The organism is Variovorax sp. V118 (assembly GCF_041154445.1).
GTDB classification, from domain to species: Bacteria; Pseudomonadota; Gammaproteobacteria; order Burkholderiales; family Burkholderiaceae_C; genus Variovorax; species Variovorax boronicumulans.
In genome coordinates, this window is record NZ_AP028663.1 from 516,036 (window position 1) to 537,876 (window position 21,841).

The following is a 21,841-nucleotide window of genomic DNA, read 5'->3' on the forward strand; positions in this document are numbered from 1 at the left end:
ACACAGACATGACGACAGACACCATCCTCGACGTTCGCGGCATCTCCAAGCGCTTCGGCGGACTGCAGGCCCTCTCGGACGTGGGCATCACCATCAAGCGCGGCCAGGTCTACGGCCTGATCGGGCCCAACGGCGCCGGCAAGACGACCTTCTTCAACGTGATCACCGGGCTGTACACGCCCGACAGCGGCACCTTCGAACTGGCCGGCAAGCCCTACCAGCCGACGGCCGTGCACGAAGTGGCCAAGGCCGGCATTGCGCGCACCTTCCAGAACATCCGCCTCTTCGCCGAAATGACGGCGCTGGAGAACGTGATGGTCGGGCGCCACATCCGCACGCATTCCGGCGTGTTCGGCGCCATGCTGCGCACCAAGGGCTTCAAGGCCGAAGAAGCGGCCATTGCCAAGCGCGCGCAGGAGCTGCTCGACTATGTTGGCATCGGCAAGTTCGCCGACTACAAGGCGCGCACGCTGAGCTACGGCGACCAGCGCCGCCTCGAGATCGCCCGCGCACTGGCCACCGACCCCCAGCTCATCGCGCTGGACGAACCGGCCGCCGGCATGAACTCGACCGAGAAGGTCCTGCTGCGCGAGCTCATCGACCGCATTCGCAAGGACAACCGCACGATCCTGATCATCGAACACGACGTCAAGCTCATCATGGGCCTGTGCGACCGCGTCACCGTGCTCGACTACGGCAAGCAGATTGCCGAGGGCAACCCGGTCGAGGTACAGAAGAACGAAAAGGTGATCGAGGCCTACCTCGGCACCGGAGGACACTGAGATGAGCACCGCAGAAGCAACGATGGCAACCGCGACGGCACCGGCCGCCGCCAAGGCCGCAGGCAAGAACCTGCTCAAGGTCCGCGGCCTGAAGGTGGGCTACGGCGGCATCCAGGCCGTGAAGGGCGTGGACTTCGACGTGTTCGAGGGCGAGCTGGTCTCGCTCATCGGCTCCAACGGCGCCGGCAAGACCACCACCATGAAGGCCATCACCGGCACGCTGCCGGCCGGCGCGGGCGACATCGAGTTCCTGGGCCGCAGCATCAAGGGCCGCGGCGCCTGGGATCTGGTGGGCGAAGGTCTCGTGATGGTGCCCGAGGGCCGTGGCGTGTTCACGCGCATGACGATCACCGAGAACCTGCAGATCGGCGCCTACATCCGCAACGACAAGGCCGAGATCGCGAGCGACATGGAGCGCGTGTTCGTGACCTTCCCGCGCCTGCGCGAGCGCAAGGACCAGCTGGCCGGCACGATGTCGGGCGGCGAACAGCAGATGCTGGCCATGGGCCGCGCGCTCATGGCGCGCCCGAAGGTGCTGCTGCTCGACGAGCCCACCATGGGTCTGTCGCCGATCATGTGCGACAAGATCTTCGAGGTGGTGCAGACCGTGGCGTCGCAAGGCGTCACGATCCTGCTGGTGGAGCAGAACGCCAACCGCGCGCTGCAACTGGCCGACCGTGGCTACGTCATGGAGTCGGGCCTCATCACGATGAACGGCGACGCCAAGGAACTGCTGCGCGACCCGCGCGTGCGCGCCGCCTACCTCGGCGAGTAAGCGCCGCAAGCGCCAACCGGCCAGCACCGCCGAGCGCGGTGGCTGGCCGTTTTTCCGTCTGTCCCTATCCCATCATCGCGGCGGCGGCCTTGATCGCCTCGCGGATGCGGCCGTAGGTGCCGCAGCGGCACACGTTCTCGATGGCGTCGATGTCGGCGTCGGTCGGGGTGCGGGTGCGGCGCAGCAGGTCGACCGCGGCCATGATCTGGCCCGGCTGGCAGAAGCCGCACTGCGGCACGTCCAGGTTCATCCAGGCCTGCTGCACCGGGTGCAGCGTGTTGCCGTTGGCCAGGCCTTCGATGGTCGTCACCTGACGGCCGCGCACGTCGGACACGCGCACCGAGCAGGTCGTCACGGCCTTGCCGTCGACGTGGCAGGTGCAGGCCTTGCACACGTTGATGCCGCAGCCGTACTTCGGGCCGGTGATGCCGAGCTTGTCACGCAGCACCCACAGCAGCGCCAGGTCGTCGGGCGCCTCGACGTCGACGTTCTGGCCGTTCACCTTGAAAGATTGCACAGGCATGGCGGGTCTCCTCAAGCGGGGATCGGAACGTTGACGGGCGTGGGCAGCTTGCCCGGCGGGATCGGCGTGAAGTCGACCGGGAAGTTCAGCGGGAAGCTGCGCGGCTTGATGCCGGTGGCGCGCCCATAGGCGTTGGCGATGGCGCCCGAGCTCGCCGACAGGCCGACCTCGCCCAGCCCGCCGATGGCCTCGCCATTGGCCGGCAGGATGATGATCTTCACGTCCTTCGGGTAGTGCTTCATGCGCGAGAAGTGGTACTGCGAGTAGCTGCCTTCCAGCGGCAGGCCATTCTGGATGTGCAGCCCCGCCGACAGCACCAGCGCGATCGATTCGCACAGGCCGCCCTGCAGCTGCGCCTCGATGCCCGAGGGGTTGATCGGCGTGCCGACATCGATGGCGATGGTGGCGCGCACCACGCGGGCCTGCGCCGGCACGCGCGCGTCGATCTCGACGATGCAGGCCGTGAACGACTTCGACTCCTGGTGCACGCCCACGCCCTGCGCAAAGCCCGCCGGCATCGCCTTGCCCCACTGCGCGGCCTCCGCCACCGCCTTCAGCACCGCGCGGGCGCGCGGCAGGCGCAGGTACTCGAGCCGGAAGGCGACCGGGTCCTTGCGCGCGGCGCGGGCCATCTCGTCGACCAGGATCTCTTCCACCAGCCGTGCGGGCTGGATGTGCACCGAGCGGTAGGAGCAGGTGTTCATCTCCATCGCCACCGGCGTCAGCAGCTTGGTCGTGACGCCGAAGTTGTAGGGCGAGGTCACCATGGTCTTGAACATGACCTGCTCGATCGCGAAGTTGCCCACCGTCTGCGGGAAGGCGTTGGGCAGCGCGATGGCGGCGGCCTCGAGCATGTTGCCGAAGCCGTGGCGCGTGTCCAGGCGCACGCTGGCGATGCGCTGCTCGAAGGCGATGACTTGGCCCAGCAGCATCGTGGCGCGCGCCTTCTGGTAGATCGGCGGGCGGATGCGCGTGTGGCGCATGTCGTCGGTGCGGTGGTACATCAGGCGGCAGGGGCGCCCCAGCGCCTTCGACACCTGGATCGCCTGCAGCACCGGGTCCCAGAACAGGCGCCGCCCGAAGGAGCCGCCCGAGGGCACCGCATGCACGACGACCTTGTTCAGCGGCAGGCCCAGCTCGGCGGCCACCGCCTGCTGGGTGACGATGGGGCTCTGCAGCCCGGCCCAGATCTCGGCGCGATCCGCTCGCACATCGGCAATCGCGCATTCGACTTCCATCGGGCAGTGCGCGGCCGGCGCGAACTCGAACTCGGCTTCGACCGTCAGCGCACCCAGCGGCGGCAGCGCAAAGGGCAGCAGCGACGACTTCAGCTTGCGCATGATGGTGGCGTTCGACTCGCCGTCGAGCGGCCCCGCGGCCCAGGTCACGTCGAGCGCGTTCACCGCGGCCCAGGCCTGGCCGAAGGTCTCGGCCATCACCGCCACGCCGGGCGGCGTCGGCGTGATGCCGTTGGTGGCGGGAATCGGCACCACGCCGATCACGCCCGGCATGCCCATCACGGTGTTCAGGTTGTTGATGCCGACGAACTTGCCGTTGATGGTCGGCGGGCGCCGCACCATCGTCGGCTTGGCATTGGGCACCGCCTGGTCGAGCGTGAACTTCTTGCGCCCGGTGACGATGTCCAGCGCATCGAGCCGCGTCACGCGCTGGCCGACCACCGAAGGCGTCGAGCCCGACAGCAGGCCGCCGAGGCCACCCAGCACCGGCATGCCGGCGTGCATCGAGCGCACGCTCGACGAGCCGCCCGTGAGCTGGTTCCAGATCAGCTCGGGGCTCGCGTCGGCCGAGGTGACTTCGATGGCGCTCAGCGGCAGGCGCAGCTTGTCGGCCAGCATCATCGCGCTGGCCGTGGCGATGCCCTGGCCCACTTCGAGACGCGGCAGCGCCAGGCGCACGCGGCCGTCGCCGGTGTTCGTCACTTTCACCAGCGGCATGGTCGGCAGCGAGGTCAGCGTGACCGCGTCGCCGATGTCGATCAGGTCGGTGGTGTCGGGCGGGGTCATGGGCAGCAGCGCAGCGACTGCCGAGGCGGGCGCCGTGAGGGCGCCGAGCCCCGCGATGCCGGCCGCCGCCGATGCCAGCGGCGCGGCCGTGGCGTAGCCGAGCACGTCGCGCCGGCGCAGGCCGTGCGCATCCCCGTCGTCCGGCCCGCGCGCGGGACGCGGGTCCTTGTTCGAACGCTTCATCGTTGTCTCCTTGTTGTTTGGCGAACGCGGATGACTGTGGCACCATCGCCGCGCCGAAGATGTCGTTGCAACGACATTTCTTACGGTCCCCGCCGACCGGCGCCTGCGACGGATCGGCCGATGCGATGTCACGAGGGACGACAGCAGGAGGCGCGATGTCGAACGCGTTGGAGAACATGCTTCGCGAGAGCTTGTGGGCGCGCGCGCTCACGGACGACGAACTCGACCGCGTCGTCCAGGAGTCGCACGAGCGCGTGGTGCCGGCCGGCGGCTTCGTCGTAAGGCGCGGCGAGCCGGCCGATCACTGGATCGGCGTGATCGACGGCCTCATGAAGATGTCGGTGTCGCTGCCCGACGGGCGCGTGTCCACCTTCACCGGCGTGACCGCTGGCGGCTGGGGTGGCGAAGGCTCGCTGCTCACCCCCGGATGCTGGCGCTACGACGGCGTGGCGCTGCGGCCCACGCGCGTGGCCTGCGTGCCGCGGCACAGCTTCGAGCGGCTGATGTCCACCAGCATCGACTTCAATCGGTTTCTGTTGTTACACATCAATGCGCGACTGAGCCTGTTCATCGGCCTCATGGAATTCGATCGCCTGCTCGGCCCCGACGCGCGCGTGGCGCGCTGCCTGGCCAGCCTGTTCGACCCCATCCTCTATCCGCGCGCCACCCGCTTCGTGCGGTTGAGCCAGGACGAGATCGGCCTCTTGTCGGCGGTGTCGCGCCAGCGTGCCAACCGCGCGCTGCATGCGCTGCAGCGCGACGGCCTGTTGCGCATCGAGCACGGGGGTGTGGAAGTGCTCGACCTCGCAGGCCTGCGCACCTACCAGAGCGGGGCGGCCGAAGCGGCGGCGGCCGTGGCTGCGGCCACCGACACGCAGGCCGCAGCGCCCCTGGACGACCTCGTCAGTCCACCTTCGCCCCGGTGGCCTTGACCACCTTCTCGTACTTGGCGAGTTCGCTCTTCATGAAGGCGCCGAACTGCTCGGACGAGTTGCCGACCGGCTCGGCCAGCATCGAGGCGAAGCGGGTCTTCGTTTCCGGTGCGTTCAGCGCGGCGACGAAGGCCTGATTCAGTTTCGCGACCACCTCGGGCGGCGTGCCGGCCGGTGCGACCAGGCCCCACCAGGTGTCGATCGAGAAGCCCTTGAGCGTGTCGGCCACGGGCGGCACGTCGGGCAGGGCGCTGCTGCGCTTGAGCGTCGTGACCGCGATCGCCTTCAGCTTGCCCGAGCGGATGTTCGGCGCGGCCGTGGCGAGGTTGTCGAAGTTGAAGTCGACCTGGCCCGACAGCAGCGCCAGCTGCGCCGGGTTGCCGCCGTTGTACGGAATGTGCACCGCGAAGATGCCCGCTTCCTTCTTGAACAGCTCGCCCGCCAGGTGGCCGGCGCTGCCGTTGCCGCCGCTGGCGTAGTTGAGCTTGGCCGGGTTGGCCTTGGCGTAGCGGATCAGGTCGGCCAGCGTGCGGATGTTCAGGCGGTTGGCCGTCTCGGCGTTCATCACCAGCACGTTGGGCACGCGCACCATCTGCGTGATCGGCGCGAAGTCGGTCGCGGCGTTGAACGGCATCTTGCTGTACAGCCACGGGTTCACCGCGTTCGTGGCCGTGGCCGCGATGCCGATCGTGAGGCCGTCGGCCGGCGCCTTGGCGACGAAGTCGGCGCCGATGTTGCCGCCCGCGCCGGGCTTGTTGTCGATGATGACCGGGCCGCCCAGCGTGTCCTTCACCTGTTCGGCCAGGATGCGCGCCGTGTTGTCGATCGGGCCGCCGGCCGCATAGGGCACGACGAGGCGGATCGGGCGGTGTTGCTGGGCCGCGGCATGGCCGGTGCCAAGCACCGCGGCGCTGGCGATCAGGGTCAGGAGGAAGTGTCTCGTCTTCATGTTGTTCTGCGGAAAGGAAAGGGGAACGCGAAGGCTCAGGGCAGGGCCTTGTCGGCTTCGGTGGTGAAGGCGTCGGCGAAGAACTCTTCTTCGGGCAGGCCCGCGAGCGCCACGTAGTCGCGCTTGGCCGAGTCGACCACGATCGGCGCGCCGCAGGCATACACCTGGTGGCCCGACAGGTCCGTGAAGTCTTCCAGCACCGCCTGGTGGACGAAGCCCGTGCGGCCGGTCCAGTTGTCTTCCGGCGTGGCGTTCGACACCACGGGCACGTAGCGCAGGTTCGGCATCGCGGCCAGCTGCTCGCGCAGCCAGGCGTCCATGTACAGGTCTTCGGGGCGGCGCCCGCCCCAGTAGAGCGCGGCGGGCCGGTCGATGCCCTTGAACTTCATGTGCTCGAGCAGCGCCTTGATCGGCGCGAAGCCGGTGCCCGAGGCCAGCAGGATCATCGGCTTGTCAGAGTCTTCGCGCAGGAAGAAGCTGCCGAACGGGCCTTCGATGCGCAGGATCTCTTTTTCCTTCATCGCGCCGAAGACGTGGTCGGTGAACTTGCCGCCCGGCAGGTGCCGCAGGTGCAGCTCCAGGCCCGTGCCCGGCACGGCCACCGTGTGCGGCGCGTTGGCCATCGAGTAGCTGCGGCGCGCGCCGTCGCGCAGGATGAATTCCACGTACTGGCCCGCATAGAACTGCAGCGGCTCGCCGGCCGGCAGCTGCAGGCGCAGCATCATCACGTCGTGCGACTGGCGCGTGAGCGCCATCACGCGCACCGGCATCTTGCGGATCGGCAGCGCGCCGGCCTCGGTGACCTGGCGCGACTCGAGCACCACGTCGCTCGTCGGGTGGGCGCAGCAGGTCAGCACGTAGCCGGCCAGTTGCTCCTCGGCGCTCAGCGCCTTGCTCTGGTGCGGGCCGAGCGTGACCTCGCCCGACAGCTTCTTGCACTTGCAGGAACCGCAGGCGCCGTCCTTGCAACCGTAGGGGAGGCCGATGCCCTGGCGGATGCCGGCCGCGAGGATGGTTTCGTCGCCCTGGACCACGAAGTGGCGCCCGCTGGGTTCGACGGTGATGGAAAAGCCCGCTTCGTGCGGCGCTGTAGCAGTCATCGGTATTCTTCGGGGGTGAACTTTCCCGGCTGCATGCGGCCGGGACAACTGAATTGAGACAGGAAACCCGGATTTTGCCTTCAATCAATAGTCCCTCCGGCGCACTGCCGGCCCGGTTCCGGCGCGAGCGCCTGCTGATCGTCGGCTGCGGCGACGTCGGCCAGCGCGTGGCGCGCAACCTGCGCGGGCGCATGCAGCTGGTGGCGCTCACGTCCTCGGCCGACCGCGTTGCGGCGCTGCGCGCGGCCGGCATCCGGCCGCTGGTGGGCAACCTGGACGACCGCGCCACCCTGCGCCGCTTGGCAGGCATCGCCACCCGGGTGGTGCACCTGGCGCCGCCCGCGCGCGAGGGCGGCGCGGCCTGGTGGCGCGACCAGCGCACCGTGTCGCTGGCGCAGGCGCTGCGGCTGCGCTCGCTGCCCTCGGCGCTGGTCTACGGCTCCACCAGCGGCGTGTACGGCGACTGCGGCGGCGCGCGCGTGAGCGAAACGCGCGGCGTGCGGCCCGACACCCCGCGCTCCCACCGGCGCGTCGATGCCGAGCGCGCCGTGCGCTGGTTCGGCCGCAGCACCGGCGTGCGCACCAGCATCCTGCGCATCCCGGGCATCTACGCGCCCGACCGCGAGAACGGCACGCCGCGCGGCCGCCTGGAGCGCGGCACGCCCGTGCTGCGCCGCGAGGACGACGTCTACACCAGCCACATCCACGCCGACGACCTCGCACGCGCCTGCGTGGCGGCGCTGTTCCGCGGCAAGCCCCAGCGCGTGGTGCACGCGTCGGACGACACCGAGCTGCGCATGGGCGACTACTTCGACCTGGCCGCCGACCTCTACGGCATGCCCCGCCCGCCGCGCGTGGCGCGCGGCGAGGCCGAGCGGCAGTTGCCGCTGCAACTGCTGAGCTTCATGGGCGAATCGCGCCGGCTCGACAACACGCGGCTCAAGCGCGAGCTGCGCGTGCGACTCGCGCATCCGACGGTGCACACCGGCCTGCAGCCCGCAGAAGCCTGACAGGACGCAACCCGTGAGCAAACAGAGCGTCCGCATCCCCGACGGCCATCCGACCTTCGGCTCGACCGCCGTCTTCGACACCTTCAAGTACGCGCCCGGCGTCAAGGCCGGCGGCCTGCTGTTCGTGGCGGGGCAGGTCGGCCTGCGTGCCGACGGCAGCGTGCCCGAGAGCGCCGCGGAACAGGCCGATTGGGCCTTCCGGCGGCTGGGCGTGGTGCTCGAAAGCGCGGGGCTGGGTTTCGCCGACCTCGTGGAGATCGTGAGCTACCACGTTGATGTCGGCAGCGAACTCGCGGGCTTTCGCGAAGTGAAGGACCGCTACATCACCGAGGATTTTCCGGCGTGGACGATCCTGGGCGTGGCCGCGCTGGCGCGGCCGGCGCTGCGGGTGGAGATTCGTGCGGTGGCGGCGTTGAAGACCGCGCAAGCGGGCTGACACCGAAGCGGATGGCCCGGGGCCGGGCGTACCATGGCGAACCGATCGAAGCGAAGCGGACGAAACGAATGCCCCAAACGATTGAAGCGTTGCTTGCCGATCAAGGCGCACAGGCTGTCCTCGCCTACCTGAACGCGCGCGTGCCGCATCGGTACACCGGAATCTACAAGATCCGCGCCGACCTGGTCACGAGCCTCTACCTGCACGACAAGCAAGGCGAGCTGATCCCCGAGAACATCGCCGTCGTGCCCTTCGAGGCGAGCATCTGTCCCTTTGTCCTGCGTGACGGGTGGTTCCGCACCGACGACTCGAGCTTGGACGAGCGCTTCGCCACGCATCCCGGGCGGGACTACACCATCAGCTACCACGGCGTTCCGCTCTTGAACCCCTCGGGCGCGGTCGCCGGCACCTTGTGCCACTTCAACTTCACGGCCGTGCCGCTGCCGGACGACGAGTTCGAGCTGCTGCACCAGGCCGCCTTGTCGCTGCAGGTGAAGCTCGCCGACGCTCTTCGCTAGGGCGAGGCTTTACCCGGCCTGAAAGGCCCCGAAGCAAAGAAAAACCCGCTGCGCCAATGAAGCGAGCGGGTTTCTTGATGTGGGGGTGAGACGGTGTCGTCTCGTGGTGCCCGGGGCCGGAATCGAACCGGCACACCTTTCGGTGGGGGATTTTGAGTCCCCTGCGTCTACCAATTTCACCACCCGGGCACATCCGGAAGGAAGCCCAAAATTATGGCACAGTGGCTGGCATGAATTATCCGACGATCGAAGACGCCATCGGCAAGACCCCCCTGGTTGCCCTGCAACGCATCCACGCCGCGGAAAACGCCAAGCGCGGCAACGTGATACTGGGCAAGCTCGAAGGCAACAACCCGGCGGGTTCGGTCAAGGACCGGCCGGCGCTGTCGATGATCAAGCGGGCCGAGGAGCGCGGTGAAATCAAGCCCGGCGACACGCTGATCGAGGCCACCTCGGGCAACACCGGCATCGCGCTGGCGATGGCCGCGGCCATCAAGGGCTACCGCATGGTGCTGATCATGCCGGAGGACCTCTCGGTGGAACGCGCCCAGACCATGAAGGCCTTCGGCGCCGAGCTGGTGCTCACGCCCAAGAGCGGCGGCATGGAATACGCGCGCGACCTGGCCGAGCAGATGGTCGCCCAGGGCAAGGGTCGCGTGCTCGACCAGTTCGCCAACCCCGACAACCCGCGCATCCACTACGAGACCACCGGCCCCGAGATCTGGACCGACACGCAGGGCAAGATCACGCACTTCGTGAGCGCCATGGGCACCACGGGCACCATCACCGGCGTCTCGCGCTACCTGAAGGAAAAGAACCCGGCGGTGCGCATCGTCGGCGCGCAGCCGGCCGAAGGCTCGCGCATTCCGGGCATCCGCAAGTGGCCGGTCGAGTACCTGCCAAAGATCTACGACCCGAGCCGCGTCGATGAAGAAATCAGCGTGAGCCAGGACGATGCCGAGGAGATGTGCCGGCGCCTGGCGCGCGAAGAGGGCATCTTCGGCGGCATTTCGGCGGCCGGCGCGCTGTGGGCGGCCATCGAGGTGTCGAAGAAGGTCGAGAACGCGACCATCGTGTTCGTGGTCTGCGACCGCGGCGACCGCTACCTGTCGACGGGCGTTTTCCCCGCCTGACCCCTTCACCCTGCGGCGGCGCCCACGGGGCGCCGCACGCCCGAGAAAAAGAACAGAGACTCCCCATGCCCCACCCCAAGTTCTGCCAGGCCTGCGCCACCCCGCTCGAATGGATCGCGTTGATGGAAGACGGCGGTCCCAAGGAACGCCTGCGCTGCCCCAACTGCGGCCACACGCACTGGAACAACCCCACGCCCGTGCTGGCGGCCATCGTCGAGTACCGCGGCCAGGTGCTGCTGGCGCGCAATGCGGCCTGGCCGGGCAAGATGTTCGCGCTCATCACCGGCTTCATGGAGGCCGGCGAGACGCCCGAGGAGGGCATCGCGCGCGAGGTCAAGGAAGAAACCAACCTGGACGTCAGCGCCGCCAAGCTCGTCGGGGCCTACGACTTCCAGCGCATGAACCAGATCATCATCGCGTACCACGTGGTGGCCGACGGCGAGGTGAAGCTCTCGCCCGAGCTGGTGGACTACCGCCTCTACGACCTGCCCGACCTGCGGTGCTGGCCGGCCGGCACCGGCTATGCGCTGGCCGACTGGCTGCGCACGCGCGGCCACGAGCCGGTGTTCTTCACTGCGGCGGAAAACGAAGAGCGTCGCCGCGGCCTGAACCTGCCGCCGGAGCCTGGCAATGCAAGTTGACCGCGAAATCGACACGCGCGGCCTCAACTGCCCGCTGCCGATCCTGAAGGCGAAAAAATCGCTCAACGACATGGCGAGCGGCCAGCTGCTGAAGGTGGTGTCGACCGACCCGGGCTCGGTGCGCGACTTCCAGGCCTTTGCGCGCCAGACCGGCAACGAACTGGTGGCGCAGGAGACCGTGGGCAGCGACTTCATCCACGTGCTGAAGCGACGCTGACGTCGGCAACCGACAAAAGAAAAGGGGCCTCGCGGCCCCTTTTTGTTTTCAGTGCTTTGCAGCGCCCTCAGAGCTTCAGGCTCTTGAGGTACTCGCGGAACTGCGCGCCCACTTCGGGGTGCGCCAGCGCCAGTTCCACCGACGCCTGCAGGAAGCCTTCCTTGCTGCCGCAGTCGTAGCGGATGCCCTTGTACGAGTAGGCGTAGACCGATTCCTTCTTCATCAGCGCCGCGATGCCGTCGGTCAACTGGATCTCGCCACCCGCGCCCTTGGGCTGGTTGCGGATCTCGTCGAACACGCCGGGCGTGAGGATGTAGCGGCCGGCCACGCCCAGGCGCGAGGGCGCGTCTTCGGGCTTGGGCTTCTCGACCATGCGGTTGACCTTCACGAGGCCGTCTTCCACGTTCTCGCCGGCCACGATGCCGTAGCGCTTGACGTGCTCCAGCGGCACTTCCTGCACGGCCAGCACCGAGGCGCCCAGGCGCGCGAAGACTTCGGTCATCTGCGCCAGCACCGGCTGGCCGTCGACAGGGCCGACCATCAGGTCGTCCGCCAGCAGCACGGCGAAGGGCTCGTTGCCCACCAGGTGCTCGGCGCACAGCACCGCGTGGCCCAGGCCCAGCATGCGCGGCTGGCGCACGTAGGAGCAGGTCATGTCGTCGGGCGACACCGAACGGGCGATTTCGAGCAGCGCGTCCTTGCCGCTGGCTTCGAGCTGGCTTTCGAGCTCGTAGGCGGTGTCGTAGTGGTCTTCGATCGCGCGCTTGTTGCGCCCGGTCACAAAAATCATGTCGCGGATGCCCGCGGCATAGGCTTCTTCGACGGCGTACTGGATCAGCGGCTTGTCGACCACGGGCAGCATCTCTTTGGGCTGCGCCTTGGTGGCCGGCAGAAAGCGGGTGCCGAAGCCTGCAACAGGGAATACGGCCTTGCGGATGCGCGTCGGGGAAGAAGTGGACATGGGCGGTTCAGTGTCGTTTGAAGCAGGAAAAAGAGGAGGGATGAGAGAGGGGACGGCGCGAAGCCGATGACCAAATCCTAATCCCCCACCCGGACCCCGTCTGTCAGCCGAGGCGCACAAGCTGGTCGCGCAGGCGCTCCAGCGTGGCGGTGAAATCGACCAGGCGCGTGCGCTCCTGTTCGATCACGGCGGGCGGCGCCTTGGCCACGAAGGCCTCGTTGCCGAGCTTGCCGTGCACCTTGGCGATCTCGCCCTCGATGCGTGCAATTTCCTTGCCGATGCGCAGCTTCTCGGCCGCCTTGTCGATCTCCATGTGCAGGCACAGGCGCGCCGCGCCCACCACCGCCACGGGCGCCGCTTCGGCGGCGGCCTGCCACGAGGCCTCGTCGTCGAACACCTTCACTTCCTTGAGCTTGGCCAGCGCCTGCAGCACCGGGGCCGCGTCGCGCAGGAAGGCCGCGCCCTCGGCGTCGTCGGCCACCGCGTACAGCGGCAGGCGCGTCGCGGGCGACACGTTCATCTCGCCGCGCAGCGTGCGGCAGGCGTCGACCAGCGCCTTCAGGCGCGCCACGTGCGCCTCGGCGGCCTCGTCGATCTTCTCGGGCTGGCTCTGCGGGTAGGCCGCGATCATGATCGACGCGCCTTCGCGGCCCGCGACCTTCGACACCTTCTGCCACAGCTCTTCGGTGATGAACGGAATGATCGGGTGCGCCAGGCGCAGCAGCGCCTCGAGCACGCGGATCAGCGTGCGGCGCGTGGCGCGCTTTTGCGCGTCGTCGCCGGTCTGGATCTGCACCTTGGCAATCTCGAGGTACCAGTCGCAGAACTCGTCCCAGGCGAACTGGTAGATCGCGTTGGCCACGTTGTCCAGGCGGTATTCCTCGAAGCCCTTGGCCACTTCGGCCTCGACGCGCTGCAACTGCGAGACGATCCAGAAGTCGGCACGGCTGAACTTCAGGTAGCCGTGCGCCTTGCCGCCGACCTGGCAGTCTTCCTTGGTGTGCTCCAGCAGGCCGCAGTCCTGGCCTTCGCAGTTCATCAGCACGAAGCGCGTGGCGTTCCACAGCTTGTTGCAGAAGTTGCGATAGCCCTCGCAGCGCTTCGAGTCGAAGTTGATGCTGCGGCCGAGCGAAGCCAGCGAAGCGAAGGTGAAGCGCAGCGCATCGGCGCCGAAGGCCGGAATGCCCTCGGGGAATTCCTTCTGCGTGTTCTTGCGCACGGCCGGTGCGGTCTCGGGCTTGCGCAGGCCCTGCGTGCGCTTGTCGAGCAGCGCGGGCAGCTCGATGCCGTCGATCAGGTCGACCGGGTCGAGCACGTTGCCTTCCGACTTGCTCATCTTCTTGCCCTGCGCATCGCGCACCAGGCCGTGGATGTACACGTCCTTGAACGGCACAGTGCCCATGAAGTGCTTGGTCATCATGATCATCCGGGCGACCCAGAAGAAGATGATGTCGTAGCCCGTCACCAGCACGGTCGAGGGCAGGTACAGCGCCAGGTCCTGCGTCTTCTCGGGCCAGCCCAGCGACGAGAAGGGCACCAGCGCCGACGAGTACCAGGTGTCGAGCACGTCTTCGTCGCGCGTGAGCGTCTTGCCCGGTGCCTTGGCCTGGGCCTCGGCTTCGGTCTCGGCCACGTACACCTTGCCGTCTTCGTCGTACCAGGCCGGAATCTGGTGGCCCCACCAGAGCTGGCGCGAAATGGTCCAGTCCTGGATGTTCTCCATCCAGTGGTTGTAGGTGTTGACCCAGTTCTCGGGCACGAAGCGCACCTCGCCCGACTTCACGACGTCGATGGCCTTCTGCGCGATCGACTGGCCGTCGGCGCCGGGGCGCGTCATGGCCACGTACCACTGGTCGGTGAGCATGGGCTCGACCACGGCGCCCGAGCGCGCACAGCGCGGCACCATGAGGCGGTGCTTCTTCACCTCGACCAGCAGGCCGAGCGCCTCGAGGTCGGCCACGATGGCCTTGCGCGCCACGAAGCGGTCCATGCCGCGGTATTTTTCAGGCGCGTTGTCGTTGATGGTCGCGTCGAGCGTCAGGATGCCGATCACCTCGAGCTTGTGGCGCTGGCCGACGGCGTAGTCGTTGTAGTCGTGCGCGGGCGTCACCTTGACCACGCCGGTGCCGAATTCCTTGTCGACGTAGTCGTCGGCAATGATGGGAATCAGCCGATCCACCAGCGGCAGCTTCACGCGCTGGCCGATCAGGTGCTTGTAGCGTTCGTCTTCGGGGTGGACCATCACGGCCGTGTCGCCGAGCATGGTCTCGGGGCGGGTGGTGGCCACCGTGAGCGTGCCGCTGCCGTCTTCCAGCGGGTAGGCGATGTGCCAGAGCGAGCCGTCTTCTTCCTCGCTCTCGACTTCCAGGTCGCTCACCGAGGTCTTGAGCACCGGGTCCCAGTTGCCCAGGCGCTTGCCGCGGTAGATCAGGCCTTCTTCATACAGCTTCACGAAGGTGTGCGTGACCACCTTCGAGAGGTCGTCGTCCATCGTGAAGTACTCGCGGCTCCAGTCGACCGTGTCGCCCATGCGGCGCATCTGCTCGGTGATGGTGCTGCCCGACTTTTCCTTCCACTCCCACACGCGCGCCACGAAGTTCTTGCGGCCCAGGTCGTGGCGGCTGACCTTCTGCTCCTGCAGCTGGCGCTCCACCACGATCTGGGTGGCGATGCCCGCGTGGTCGGTGCCCGGCACCCACAGCGTGTTGGCGCCCTTCATGCGGTGGTAGCGCGTGAGGCTGTCCATGATCGTCTGGTTGAACGCATGGCCCATGTGCAGCGTGCCCGTGACGTTGGGCGGCGGCAGCTGGATCGCGAACGACTCGGCGCCTTCCTTGGGCTGCTGCGTGCCGCGGAAGCCCGCCTTGGCGTAGCCGCGCTGCTCCCATTCCGGGCCCCAGTGCGCCTCGATGGCGGCGGGTTCGAACGATTTGGACAGGCTCTCGAGGCCGGGCTGGGAGGTAGGTTCGCTCATGGGGAATGCAAAACGGCACCCTCAGGTGCCGTTGGTGACAGGGTGGGATTGCCCGGGATTTTACCGGGGCGGCCCGGGGAAACCCCAGCCCCACATAATCGACTGATGCTGTTCCTGCTTTCCCCCGCGAAGTCGCTCGACTACGACACCCCCGTCCCCTCCGAAACCCCCGCCACCCAGCCCCATTTCGAAGCCCCGCGCGGCCCCTCGGTCGAACTCATCAAGCTGCTGCGCGAGAAGTCGCCCCAGGACATCGCCGAGCTGATGCACCTGTCGGACAAGCTCTCGGCCCTCAACGTGGCCCGCTACGCCGCCTGGTCGTCCAAAAGCACCGAGAAGAACGCCCGCCAGGCCGCCTTCGCCTTCGACGGCGACGTCTACGGCGGTTTCGACGCCCGCAGCCTCACGCCCGCCCAGCTCGCCTGGGCGCAGGACCACGTGGGCATCCTCAGCGGCCTGTACGGCCTGCTGCGCCCGCTGGACCGCCTGCAGCCCTACCGGCTCGAAATGGGCACCGCGCTGGCCAACCGCCACGGCAAGGACCTGTACGCCTTCTGGGGCTCGCGCATCGCCGAGCACCTGAACGAGCGCCTGGCGGCCGACCGCACGCCGGTCGTCGTCAACGTCGCCTCGCAGGAGTACTTCAAGTCGGTCGACCAGAAGGTGCTCAAGGCCCGCGTGGTCGAATGCGTGTTCCAGGAGTGGAAGGGCGACAGGTACAAGATCGTGAGCTTCTTCGCCAAGCGCGCCCGCGGCCTGCTGGCGCGCTGGGCCGTGCTGCACCAGGCGGCCACGCCCAAGGCGCTGGAAAAATTCGACCTCGAGGGTTATGGTTTCGACGCCGATGTGTCGACAGCCGAAAGGCTGGTGTTCAGAAGAAAGCTAGCATGACCCCCAGGCTGCGCGCACTTCGTGTCGCTTCGCCAACCCCCTTCCAGGGGGCAACACCAGCGGCCCGGCAAAGCCGGTTCCGCGGTGTTTCTGGCGAAGAACTGCGTGGAGTCATGTGTTGCGGGTCTCATTGCAGAGTGGAGGAGCACTGACATGTCCCAAGCGATCAGTCCGGAATTGCGCGAATGGCTGGTGGCCCAGCTCGCGGCCGGCCATTCGGTGCCCGCGTTGCGCATGTCGATGCGGGCGGCCGGCTGGCAGGATGCCGCCACCGACCTCGCACTGGCCCAGCTGGAGGCCGGGTTTCCTGATGTGGAGGCGGCCCTGGCGCCGGCGCGCACCGAGATGCCCGGCCCCGACCTGGACGGCGCGCCGCTGTACATCGAGGCCGGTGACCGCCGCGTGCAGGTGCTGCAGACCGTGCGGCATCCGCGCGTCGTGGTGTTCGGCAACCTGCTGTCGGTCGAGGAATGCGAAGGCCTGATCGCCGCCGCGCGCGTGCGGTTGGCCCGCTCGCTCACCGTCGAGACCCGTACCGGCGGCGAGGTGCTCAACGTCGACCGCACCAGCGACGGCATGTTCTTCGAGCGCGGCGAGAACGAGATCGTCGCGCGCCTCGAACAGCGCCTGGCCATGCTGCTGCGCTGGCCGCTCGAGTACGGCGAGGGCCTGCAGATCCTGCGCTACGCGCCCGGCGCGCAGTACCGCCCGCACTACGACTACTTCGACCCGCACGAGCCCGGCACGCCCACCATCCTCAAACGCGGCGGCCAGCGCGTGGCCACGCTCGTGATGTACCTGCAGGAGCCCGAGCAGGGCGGCGCCACCACCTTCCCCGACATCGGGCTCGAAGTGGCCCCGGTGCGCGGCACCGGTGTGTTCTTCAGCTACGACCGGCCCGACCCCGCCACCCGCACGCTGCACGGCGGCGCGCCGGTGCTCGCGGGCGAGAAATGGGTCGCCACCAAGTGGCTGCGCGAGCGCGAGTTCAAGTAAAAAGAAAAACAAGGAACCGATGAAAGTCACCGCCAACGGCCTGCAGATCGAAGTCGACGACACCGGCGGCGAAGGGCGCCCCGTCATCCTGCTGATCATGGGGCTGGGCATGCAACTGGTTGCCTGGCCCGACGCGTTCGTGCAGCAGCTGGTCGATGCGGGCTTTCGCGTGGTGCGCCACGACAACCGCGACATCGGCCTGAGCCAGGGCTTCGACCACCTCGGCACCGGCAACCTCGTGTGGGAAACCATCCGCCATCGCATCGGCCTGAAGGTGCGCAGCGCCTACACGCTGCAGGACATGGCGCTCGATTCGCTCGGCGTGCTCGACGCGCTGGGCATTGCCCGCGCCCACATCGTCGGCGCCTCGATGGGCGGCATGATCGCGCAGCGCATCGCCGCCACCGCGCCGCAGCGCACCGCCAGCCTCGTGAGCATCATGAGCTCCAGCGGCGCGCGCGGCCTGCCGGGCCCGCGCCGCGAGGTCGGGGCCATGCTCATGCGGCGCCCGCGCAGCCACGACGAGGCCGCGCTGGTCGCGCACAGCATCAAGCTGCTGCGGCTCATCCAGAGCCCGGCCTACCCGCAGACCGACGAGCAACTGGCCACGCGCCTCACCTTCAGCATGCGCCGCGCCTACCACCCGGCGGGCCTGATGCGCCAGATGCTCGCCATCGGCGCCGACGACGACCGCCCGCAGGTGCTGGCGCGCATCCAGCGCCCGACGCTGGTGCTGCACGGCGACGCCGACGCGCTCGTGCCCATCGCCTGCGGCCGCGATTCGGCGCAGCGCATTCCGGGTGCGACCTTCATCTCGGTGCCCGGCATGGGCCACGACCTGCCGCCCGAGGTCTGCACGATCCTCGCCCACCACATCGCTCCGTTCGCACACGCGGCGGATGCCGGAACCGCCCCATGAGCCACGACCCGACCAACCCCAACACGAACCCCAACACCCCCGAACAGTCGCAGCTCGGTCGCGCCTCGGCCTACGCCGACAAGTACGACCCGTCGCTGCTGTTCCCCATCGCACGCACCACGCAGCGCGAAGCCATGGGCATCCAGGCCGGCGCCTTGCCCTTTTTCGGCGCCGACCTCTGGACCGCCTTCGAGCTGAGCTGGCTGAACCCGCGCGGCAAGCCGCAGGTGGCCATCGCGCACTTCACCATTCCCTGCGAAACGCCCAACATCATCGAGAGCAAGTCGTTCAAGCTGTACCTCAACAGCTTCAACAACAGCACCTTCGCCAGCATCGATGCCGTGCGCGAGCACCTGCGCACCGACCTTTCCGAAGCCGCATGGCGCGGCAGCGACCAGTCGGCCGGCATCGGCGTGAAGCTGCTCACGCCCGACCTGTTCGACCGCGAACCGGTGCACGAGATCGACGGCCTGGACCTCGACCGCCTCGACATCGAATGCACCCACTACCAGCCCGCGCCCGAGCTGCTGAGCAGTGACACGACGCAGGTGCACGTGAACGAAACCCTCACCAGCCGGCTTCTGAAGAGCAACTGCCTCGTCACCGGCCAGCCCGACTGGGGCAGCGTGCAGATCCGCTACAGCGGCCCGCCCATCGACCAGGCCGGCCTGCTGGCGTACATCGTGAGCTTTCGCAACCACAACGAGTTCCACGAGCCCTGCGCCGAACGCATGTTCACGGACATCTGGCGCCAGTGCCAGCCGACCAAGCTCGCGGTGTACGCGCGCTACACGCGGCGCGGCGGGCTGGACATCAACCCGTTCCGCACGAGCTGGCCGCAGGCGCTGCCGGTGAACATCCGCACGGCGCGGCAGTAACGGCCACCCGCGGGCGGTCGCGCGCAGCCGCGGCTTAAGCCCCTCTTCGGAATTCCTGAACTCGCAGGCCGCCCCCTGTGGCATTCTGAAATTCCCCCGCGAGTTCGCGGGCGAACGAACATCCGAAGCAGAGGCGAGACACATGGTTGAAGGCAAAGTGGTCGTCGTCACCGGCGCGGGCGGCGGCATCGGGCGCGACATCGCGCTCGCAATGGCGCGGCACGGCGCGAAGGTGGTGGTCAACGACATCGGCGCGGGGCTCGACGGCGCCGGCGGCAGTGCCGGGCCGGCACAGCAGGTGGTCGAGGAAATCCGCGCGGCAGGTGGCGAAGCTGTGCCCAACACCGACAGCGTGGCCGATGCCGCGAGCGCGGGGCGCATCGTGGAATGCGCGGTCGACAGCTTCGGGCGTATCGATGCGGTGGTGAACAACGCGGGCATCCTGCGCGACCGGTTCTTCCACAAGATGTCGGTCGACGAGTGGGACGCGGTGATCAAGGTGCACCTGTACGGCGCCTACTTCGTGAGCCGCGCGGCCGCGACGCACTTCAAGGAACAGAATTCGGGCGCGCTGGTGCACATGACCTCCACCTCGGGCCTGATCGGCAACTTCGGCCAGGCCAACTACGCGGCGGCCAAGCTCGGCATCGCGGCGCTGTCGAAGTCCATCGCGCTGGACATGCTCAAGTTCAATGTGCGCTCCAACTGCATCGCGCCCTTCGCCTGGAGCCGCATGATCGGCGCCATTCCCACCGACACCGACGAGCAGCGCGCCCGCGTCGACAAGATCAAGCAGATGACGCCGGCCAAGGTGGCGCCGCTCGCGGTGTACCTGGCGAGCGACGCGGCGGCGGCCGTGAACGGGCAGATCTTCTCGGTGCGCAACAACGAGATCTCGCTCATCAGCCAGCCGCGCCCGGTGCGTTCCATCCACCGCTCGGAAGGCTGGACGCCCGAGAGCATCGCCGAGCACGCCATGCCCGCGATGCGCGCCAGTTTCTTCCCGCTGGACCGCTCGGCCGACGTGTTCAGCTGGGACCCGGTCTGAGAGGGTGTGAACGGACCCACCATGTCCGGATTCATTCACACCTTCTGAGGACAAACCCGCAAGCGGCTGCACGCGGCGTCGTTCGCCGGACAATGCGCGTTCCTCCCGCTTCCTTCGTGCCCGCCCGGTGAATCTGCACTTCGACCTGTTCGACCTGAAACTGTTCGTCTACGTGGCGGACGCGCGCAGCCTCACGCGCGGCGCCGAGAAGGCCTGCATCTCGCTGGCCGCCGCGTCCACGCGCATCAAGCAGATGGAAGAAGCGGTGGGCGGCAAGCTGCTGCACCGCAGCGCGCAGGGCGTGAGCCTCACGGCCGCGGGGCAGGCGGTGCTGTACCACGCCAAGCGCGTGATGCAGCAGATGGAGCACCTGCGCTGCGACATGCAGGACTTCGGCAAGGGCATCAAGGGCCATGTGCGCGTGTTCGCCAACACCACCTCGATCACCGAGTACCTGCCGCAGAAGCTCGCGGGCTTTCTCACGCAGCACCCGGCCGTGCAGGTCGATCTGCGCGAATACCTGAGCGAAGAAATCGTGCGCGCCGTGGCCGACGGCGAGGCCGACATCGGCATCCTCGCGGGCGATGTGCACACCGGCGAATTCGATGCGCGCCCCTTCGGCCGCAACCAGCTCGTGCTGGTGGTGCCGCCCACGCACCCGCTGGCGGGCGCGTCGTCGGTGGCCTTTGCCGACACGCTCGACGAGCAGCACGTGGGCCTGCACCACGGCAGCGCGATCCACCGCTTTCTGCAACGCCGCGCCGAACTCGCGGGGCGCGGCTTCAACCCGCGCATCCAGGTGAGCAGCTTCGAGGCCATCTGCCTGATGATCGAAGCGGGCGTGGGCGTCGGCGTGCTGCCCTCGTCGTCGGCGCAGCGGCTGTCGATGGCGATGCGGATCGCCACGGTGCCCTTGAGCGACGCATGGGCCGAGCGCGAACTCAAGCTCATCGCGCGCGACCGCGAGCAGTTGCCGGCCTCCGCGCGCGAGCTGTTCGACCACCTCACCCTGGCCTGAGGCGCGACGGGCCATGTCCGCCGACCTGAAATCGCTGCGCCTGTTCGTGGCCGTGTCCGACCACGGCAGCATCAGCGAAGGCGCCAAGCGCTGCCACATCGCGCTCGCGGCTGCGAGCAAGCGCATATCCGATCTCGAGGCGCGCGCCCGATTGCCGCTGCTGGTGCGCCATGCGCGCGGCGTCACGCTCACCTCGGCCGGCCACGGCCTGCTGCTGCATGCGCGCGCCGTGCTCTCGGCCATGGACCGGCTGGGCGCCGAGCTCGACGATTTCCAGAGCGGCGTGGCGGGCGTGGTCAGCATCACGGCCAACGCCTCGACCATCGCGCAGTTCCTGCCGGCGCAGATCGGCTCGTTCCTGCGCCTGCATCCGGTGCTCAAGATCGACCTGCAGGAGCGCGCCAGCACCGAGGTGGTGAAGGCCGTGCAGGCCGGCCTGGCCGACATCGGCGTGATCGAGGGCCAGACGCCCGCCGACGGCCTCGAATGCCTGCCCTACCGCACCGACGAGCTGGCCGTGGTGGTCGCGCGCGACCACCCGCTGGCGCGCCGCAAGCGCATCGACGTGGCGGAGGTGCTGCGCCACGACCATATCGTGGTGCGCGAAGGCACGGCGCTGCACCGCGTGCTGCTGGCCGCCGCGCTCGAGGCCCAGGTGCCGCTCAAGGTGCGCATGCAGGTGGGCAGCTTCGACATGGTCTGCCGCATGGTGGAGCAAGGCGTGGGCATCGGCGTGCTGCCCTATGCGGCCATCCTGCCGCAGCTGCAGATTCTCAAGCTGCGCTGCCTCAAGCTCGACGCGCCCTGGGCGCTGCGCCGCCACCTGCTGTGCGTGCGCCGCCAGCAGGAGCTCACGGCCGCCGCGCGCTCGGTGCTCGAACACCTCGGCCGTCCCGACTGATCCGAGGCGCTCGGGCGGCGAGCCTTCGCGCC

Annotated in this window: 22 protein-coding genes and 1 tRNA gene; 16 read left to right on the forward strand and 7 right to left on the reverse strand. The window is 68.4% G+C overall.

All coding sequences use genetic code 11. From position 1 onward, the window contains the following. The first annotated feature begins 8 nt into the window (after positions 1-8). Both ACAM52_RS02360 and ACAM52_RS02365 read left to right on the forward strand, forming a co-directional pair. The gene (locus ACAM52_RS02360) at positions 9-782 is read left to right on the forward strand and encodes an ABC transporter ATP-binding protein (protein WP_056572293.1); all 774 of its coding nucleotides are present in this window, start codon (positions 9-11) and stop codon (positions 780-782) included. 1 nt (position 783) lies between these two features. Further along, a complete protein-coding gene (locus tag ACAM52_RS02365; protein WP_172438340.1) occupies positions 784-1,557 on the forward strand; it encodes an ABC transporter ATP-binding protein in 774 nt (257 codons plus the stop codon). Positions 1,558-1,621: 64 nt separating this feature from the next. Here the strand turns inward: ACAM52_RS02365 and ACAM52_RS02370 are convergent, their stop codons facing one another. Together ACAM52_RS02370 and ACAM52_RS02375 are read right to left on the reverse strand one after the other, a co-directional pair. Next, entirely contained in the window at positions 1,622-2,080 is a 459-nt protein-coding gene (locus ACAM52_RS02370; RefSeq protein ID WP_056572291.1) for a (2Fe-2S)-binding protein, read from the reverse strand. Positions 2,081-2,091: 11 nt separating this feature from the next. Then, positions 2,092-4,287 (reverse strand): molybdopterin cofactor-binding domain-containing protein, encoded by a 2,196-nt coding sequence (locus ACAM52_RS02375; protein WP_369646007.1) that lies wholly within the window; start codon positions 4,285-4,287, stop codon positions 2,092-2,094. Positions 4,288-4,442: 155 nt separating this feature from the next. Here ACAM52_RS02375 and ACAM52_RS02380 point away from each other — a divergent pair, with 155 nt between their 5' ends. Next, positions 4,443-5,219, forward strand: a complete 777-nt coding sequence (locus ACAM52_RS02380) for a Crp/Fnr family transcriptional regulator (protein ID WP_095746547.1) — start codon at positions 4,443-4,445, stop codon at positions 5,217-5,219. Here the strand turns inward: ACAM52_RS02380 and ACAM52_RS02385 are convergent. Together ACAM52_RS02385 and ACAM52_RS02390 are read right to left on the reverse strand one after the other, a co-directional pair. Further along, positions 5,191-6,168 carry a Bug family tripartite tricarboxylate transporter substrate binding protein gene (locus tag ACAM52_RS02385; protein ID WP_369646008.1) on the reverse strand — a complete coding sequence of 326 codons (978 nt, stop codon included), beginning with the start codon at positions 6,166-6,168 and terminating at the stop codon, positions 5,191-5,193. The two genes, ACAM52_RS02380 and ACAM52_RS02385, sit on opposite strands and share 29 nt — an antisense overlap. 35 nt (positions 6,169-6,203) lie before the next feature. Then, on the reverse strand, positions 6,204-7,268 hold the full coding sequence (locus ACAM52_RS02390) for a CDP-6-deoxy-delta-3,4-glucoseen reductase (RefSeq protein ID WP_369646009.1): 1,065 nt from the start codon (positions 7,266-7,268) through the stop codon (positions 6,204-6,206). 74 nt (positions 7,269-7,342) lie between these two features. Here ACAM52_RS02390 and ACAM52_RS02395 point away from each other — a divergent pair, with 74 nt between their 5' ends. From ACAM52_RS02395 to ACAM52_RS02405, 3 genes are all read left to right on the forward strand, one after another. After that, positions 7,343-8,278, forward strand: a complete 936-nt coding sequence (locus tag ACAM52_RS02395; RefSeq protein ID WP_369646010.1) for an SDR family oxidoreductase — start codon at positions 7,343-7,345, stop codon at positions 8,276-8,278. Positions 8,279-8,291: 13 nt separating this feature from the next. Further along, entirely contained in the window at positions 8,292-8,714 is a 423-nt protein-coding gene (locus ACAM52_RS02400) for a RidA family protein (RefSeq protein ID WP_369646011.1), read from the forward strand. A 68-nt stretch (positions 8,715-8,782) separates the two neighbouring features. Beyond that, entirely contained in the window at positions 8,783-9,232 is a 450-nt protein-coding gene (locus ACAM52_RS02405) for a GAF domain-containing protein (RefSeq protein ID WP_307587032.1), read from the forward strand. A gap of 104 nt (positions 9,233-9,336) precedes the next feature. Here the strand turns inward: ACAM52_RS02405 and ACAM52_RS02410 are convergent. Then, positions 9,337-9,421, reverse strand: a tRNA-Leu gene (locus ACAM52_RS02410). Positions 9,422-9,462: 41 nt separating this feature from the next. Here ACAM52_RS02410 and cysM point away from each other — a divergent pair. From cysM to ACAM52_RS02425, 3 genes are all read left to right on the forward strand, one after another. Next, entirely contained in the window at positions 9,463-10,365 is a 903-nt protein-coding gene (gene cysM, locus ACAM52_RS02415) for a cysteine synthase CysM (protein ID WP_062479803.1), read from the forward strand. A 65-nt stretch (positions 10,366-10,430) separates the two neighbouring features. Further along, positions 10,431-11,006 (forward strand): NUDIX domain-containing protein, encoded by a 576-nt coding sequence (locus tag ACAM52_RS02420; protein WP_056572274.1) that lies wholly within the window; start codon positions 10,431-10,433, stop codon positions 11,004-11,006. After that, positions 10,996-11,223, forward strand: coding sequence for a sulfurtransferase TusA family protein (locus ACAM52_RS02425; RefSeq protein WP_056572272.1), 228 nt, complete (start codon positions 10,996-10,998; stop codon positions 11,221-11,223). The genes ACAM52_RS02420 and ACAM52_RS02425 overlap by 11 nt, the downstream gene beginning before the upstream one ends. 67 nt (positions 11,224-11,290) lie before the next feature. Here ACAM52_RS02425 and galU read toward each other — a convergent pair whose 3' ends face one another. Next, positions 11,291-12,184: a UTP--glucose-1-phosphate uridylyltransferase GalU gene (gene galU / locus ACAM52_RS02430; RefSeq protein WP_139703203.1), complete on the reverse strand. Its 894-nt coding sequence runs from the start codon at positions 12,182-12,184 to the stop codon at positions 11,291-11,293. Positions 12,185-12,287: 103 nt separating this feature from the next. Then, positions 12,288-15,158 (reverse strand): valine--tRNA ligase, encoded by a 2,871-nt coding sequence (locus ACAM52_RS02435; protein WP_095948708.1) that lies wholly within the window; start codon positions 15,156-15,158, stop codon positions 12,288-12,290. A 105-nt stretch (positions 15,159-15,263) separates the two neighbouring features. On the opposite strand from ACAM52_RS02435, the gene yaaA reads away from it, so the two are divergent. The 7 genes from yaaA (at position 15,264) to ACAM52_RS02470 (ending at position 21,809) form a co-directional block, all read left to right on the forward strand. Next, positions 15,264-16,049 (forward strand): peroxide stress protein YaaA, encoded by a 786-nt coding sequence (gene yaaA, locus ACAM52_RS02440; protein WP_369646012.1) that lies wholly within the window; start codon positions 15,264-15,266, stop codon positions 16,047-16,049. 153 nt (positions 16,050-16,202) lie between these two features. Then, positions 16,203-17,045: a 2OG-Fe(II) oxygenase gene (locus ACAM52_RS02445; protein ID WP_062479797.1), complete on the forward strand. Its 843-nt coding sequence runs from the start codon at positions 16,203-16,205 to the stop codon at positions 17,043-17,045. A gap of 19 nt (positions 17,046-17,064) precedes the next feature. After that, the gene (locus tag ACAM52_RS02450) at positions 17,065-17,964 is read left to right on the forward strand and encodes an alpha/beta fold hydrolase (protein WP_369629882.1); all 900 of its coding nucleotides are present in this window, start codon (positions 17,065-17,067) and stop codon (positions 17,962-17,964) included. Continuing rightward, positions 17,961-18,842: an NADPH-dependent 7-cyano-7-deazaguanine reductase QueF gene (gene queF / locus ACAM52_RS02455; RefSeq protein ID WP_307586507.1), complete on the forward strand. Its 882-nt coding sequence runs from the start codon at positions 17,961-17,963 to the stop codon at positions 18,840-18,842. The genes ACAM52_RS02450 and queF overlap by 4 nt, the downstream gene beginning before the upstream one ends. A gap of 142 nt (positions 18,843-18,984) precedes the next feature. After that, positions 18,985-19,890 (forward strand): SDR family NAD(P)-dependent oxidoreductase, encoded by a 906-nt coding sequence (locus ACAM52_RS02460; protein WP_369646013.1) that lies wholly within the window; start codon positions 18,985-18,987, stop codon positions 19,888-19,890. 127 nt (positions 19,891-20,017) lie between these two features. Continuing rightward, the gene (locus ACAM52_RS02465) at positions 20,018-20,908 is read left to right on the forward strand and encodes a LysR substrate-binding domain-containing protein (protein ID WP_369646014.1); all 891 of its coding nucleotides are present in this window, start codon (positions 20,018-20,020) and stop codon (positions 20,906-20,908) included. Positions 20,909-20,921: 13 nt separating this feature from the next. Continuing rightward, on the forward strand, positions 20,922-21,809 hold the full coding sequence (locus tag ACAM52_RS02470) for a LysR family transcriptional regulator (RefSeq protein ID WP_369646015.1): 888 nt from the start codon (positions 20,922-20,924) through the stop codon (positions 21,807-21,809). Positions 21,810-21,841: the final 32 nt, after the last annotated feature.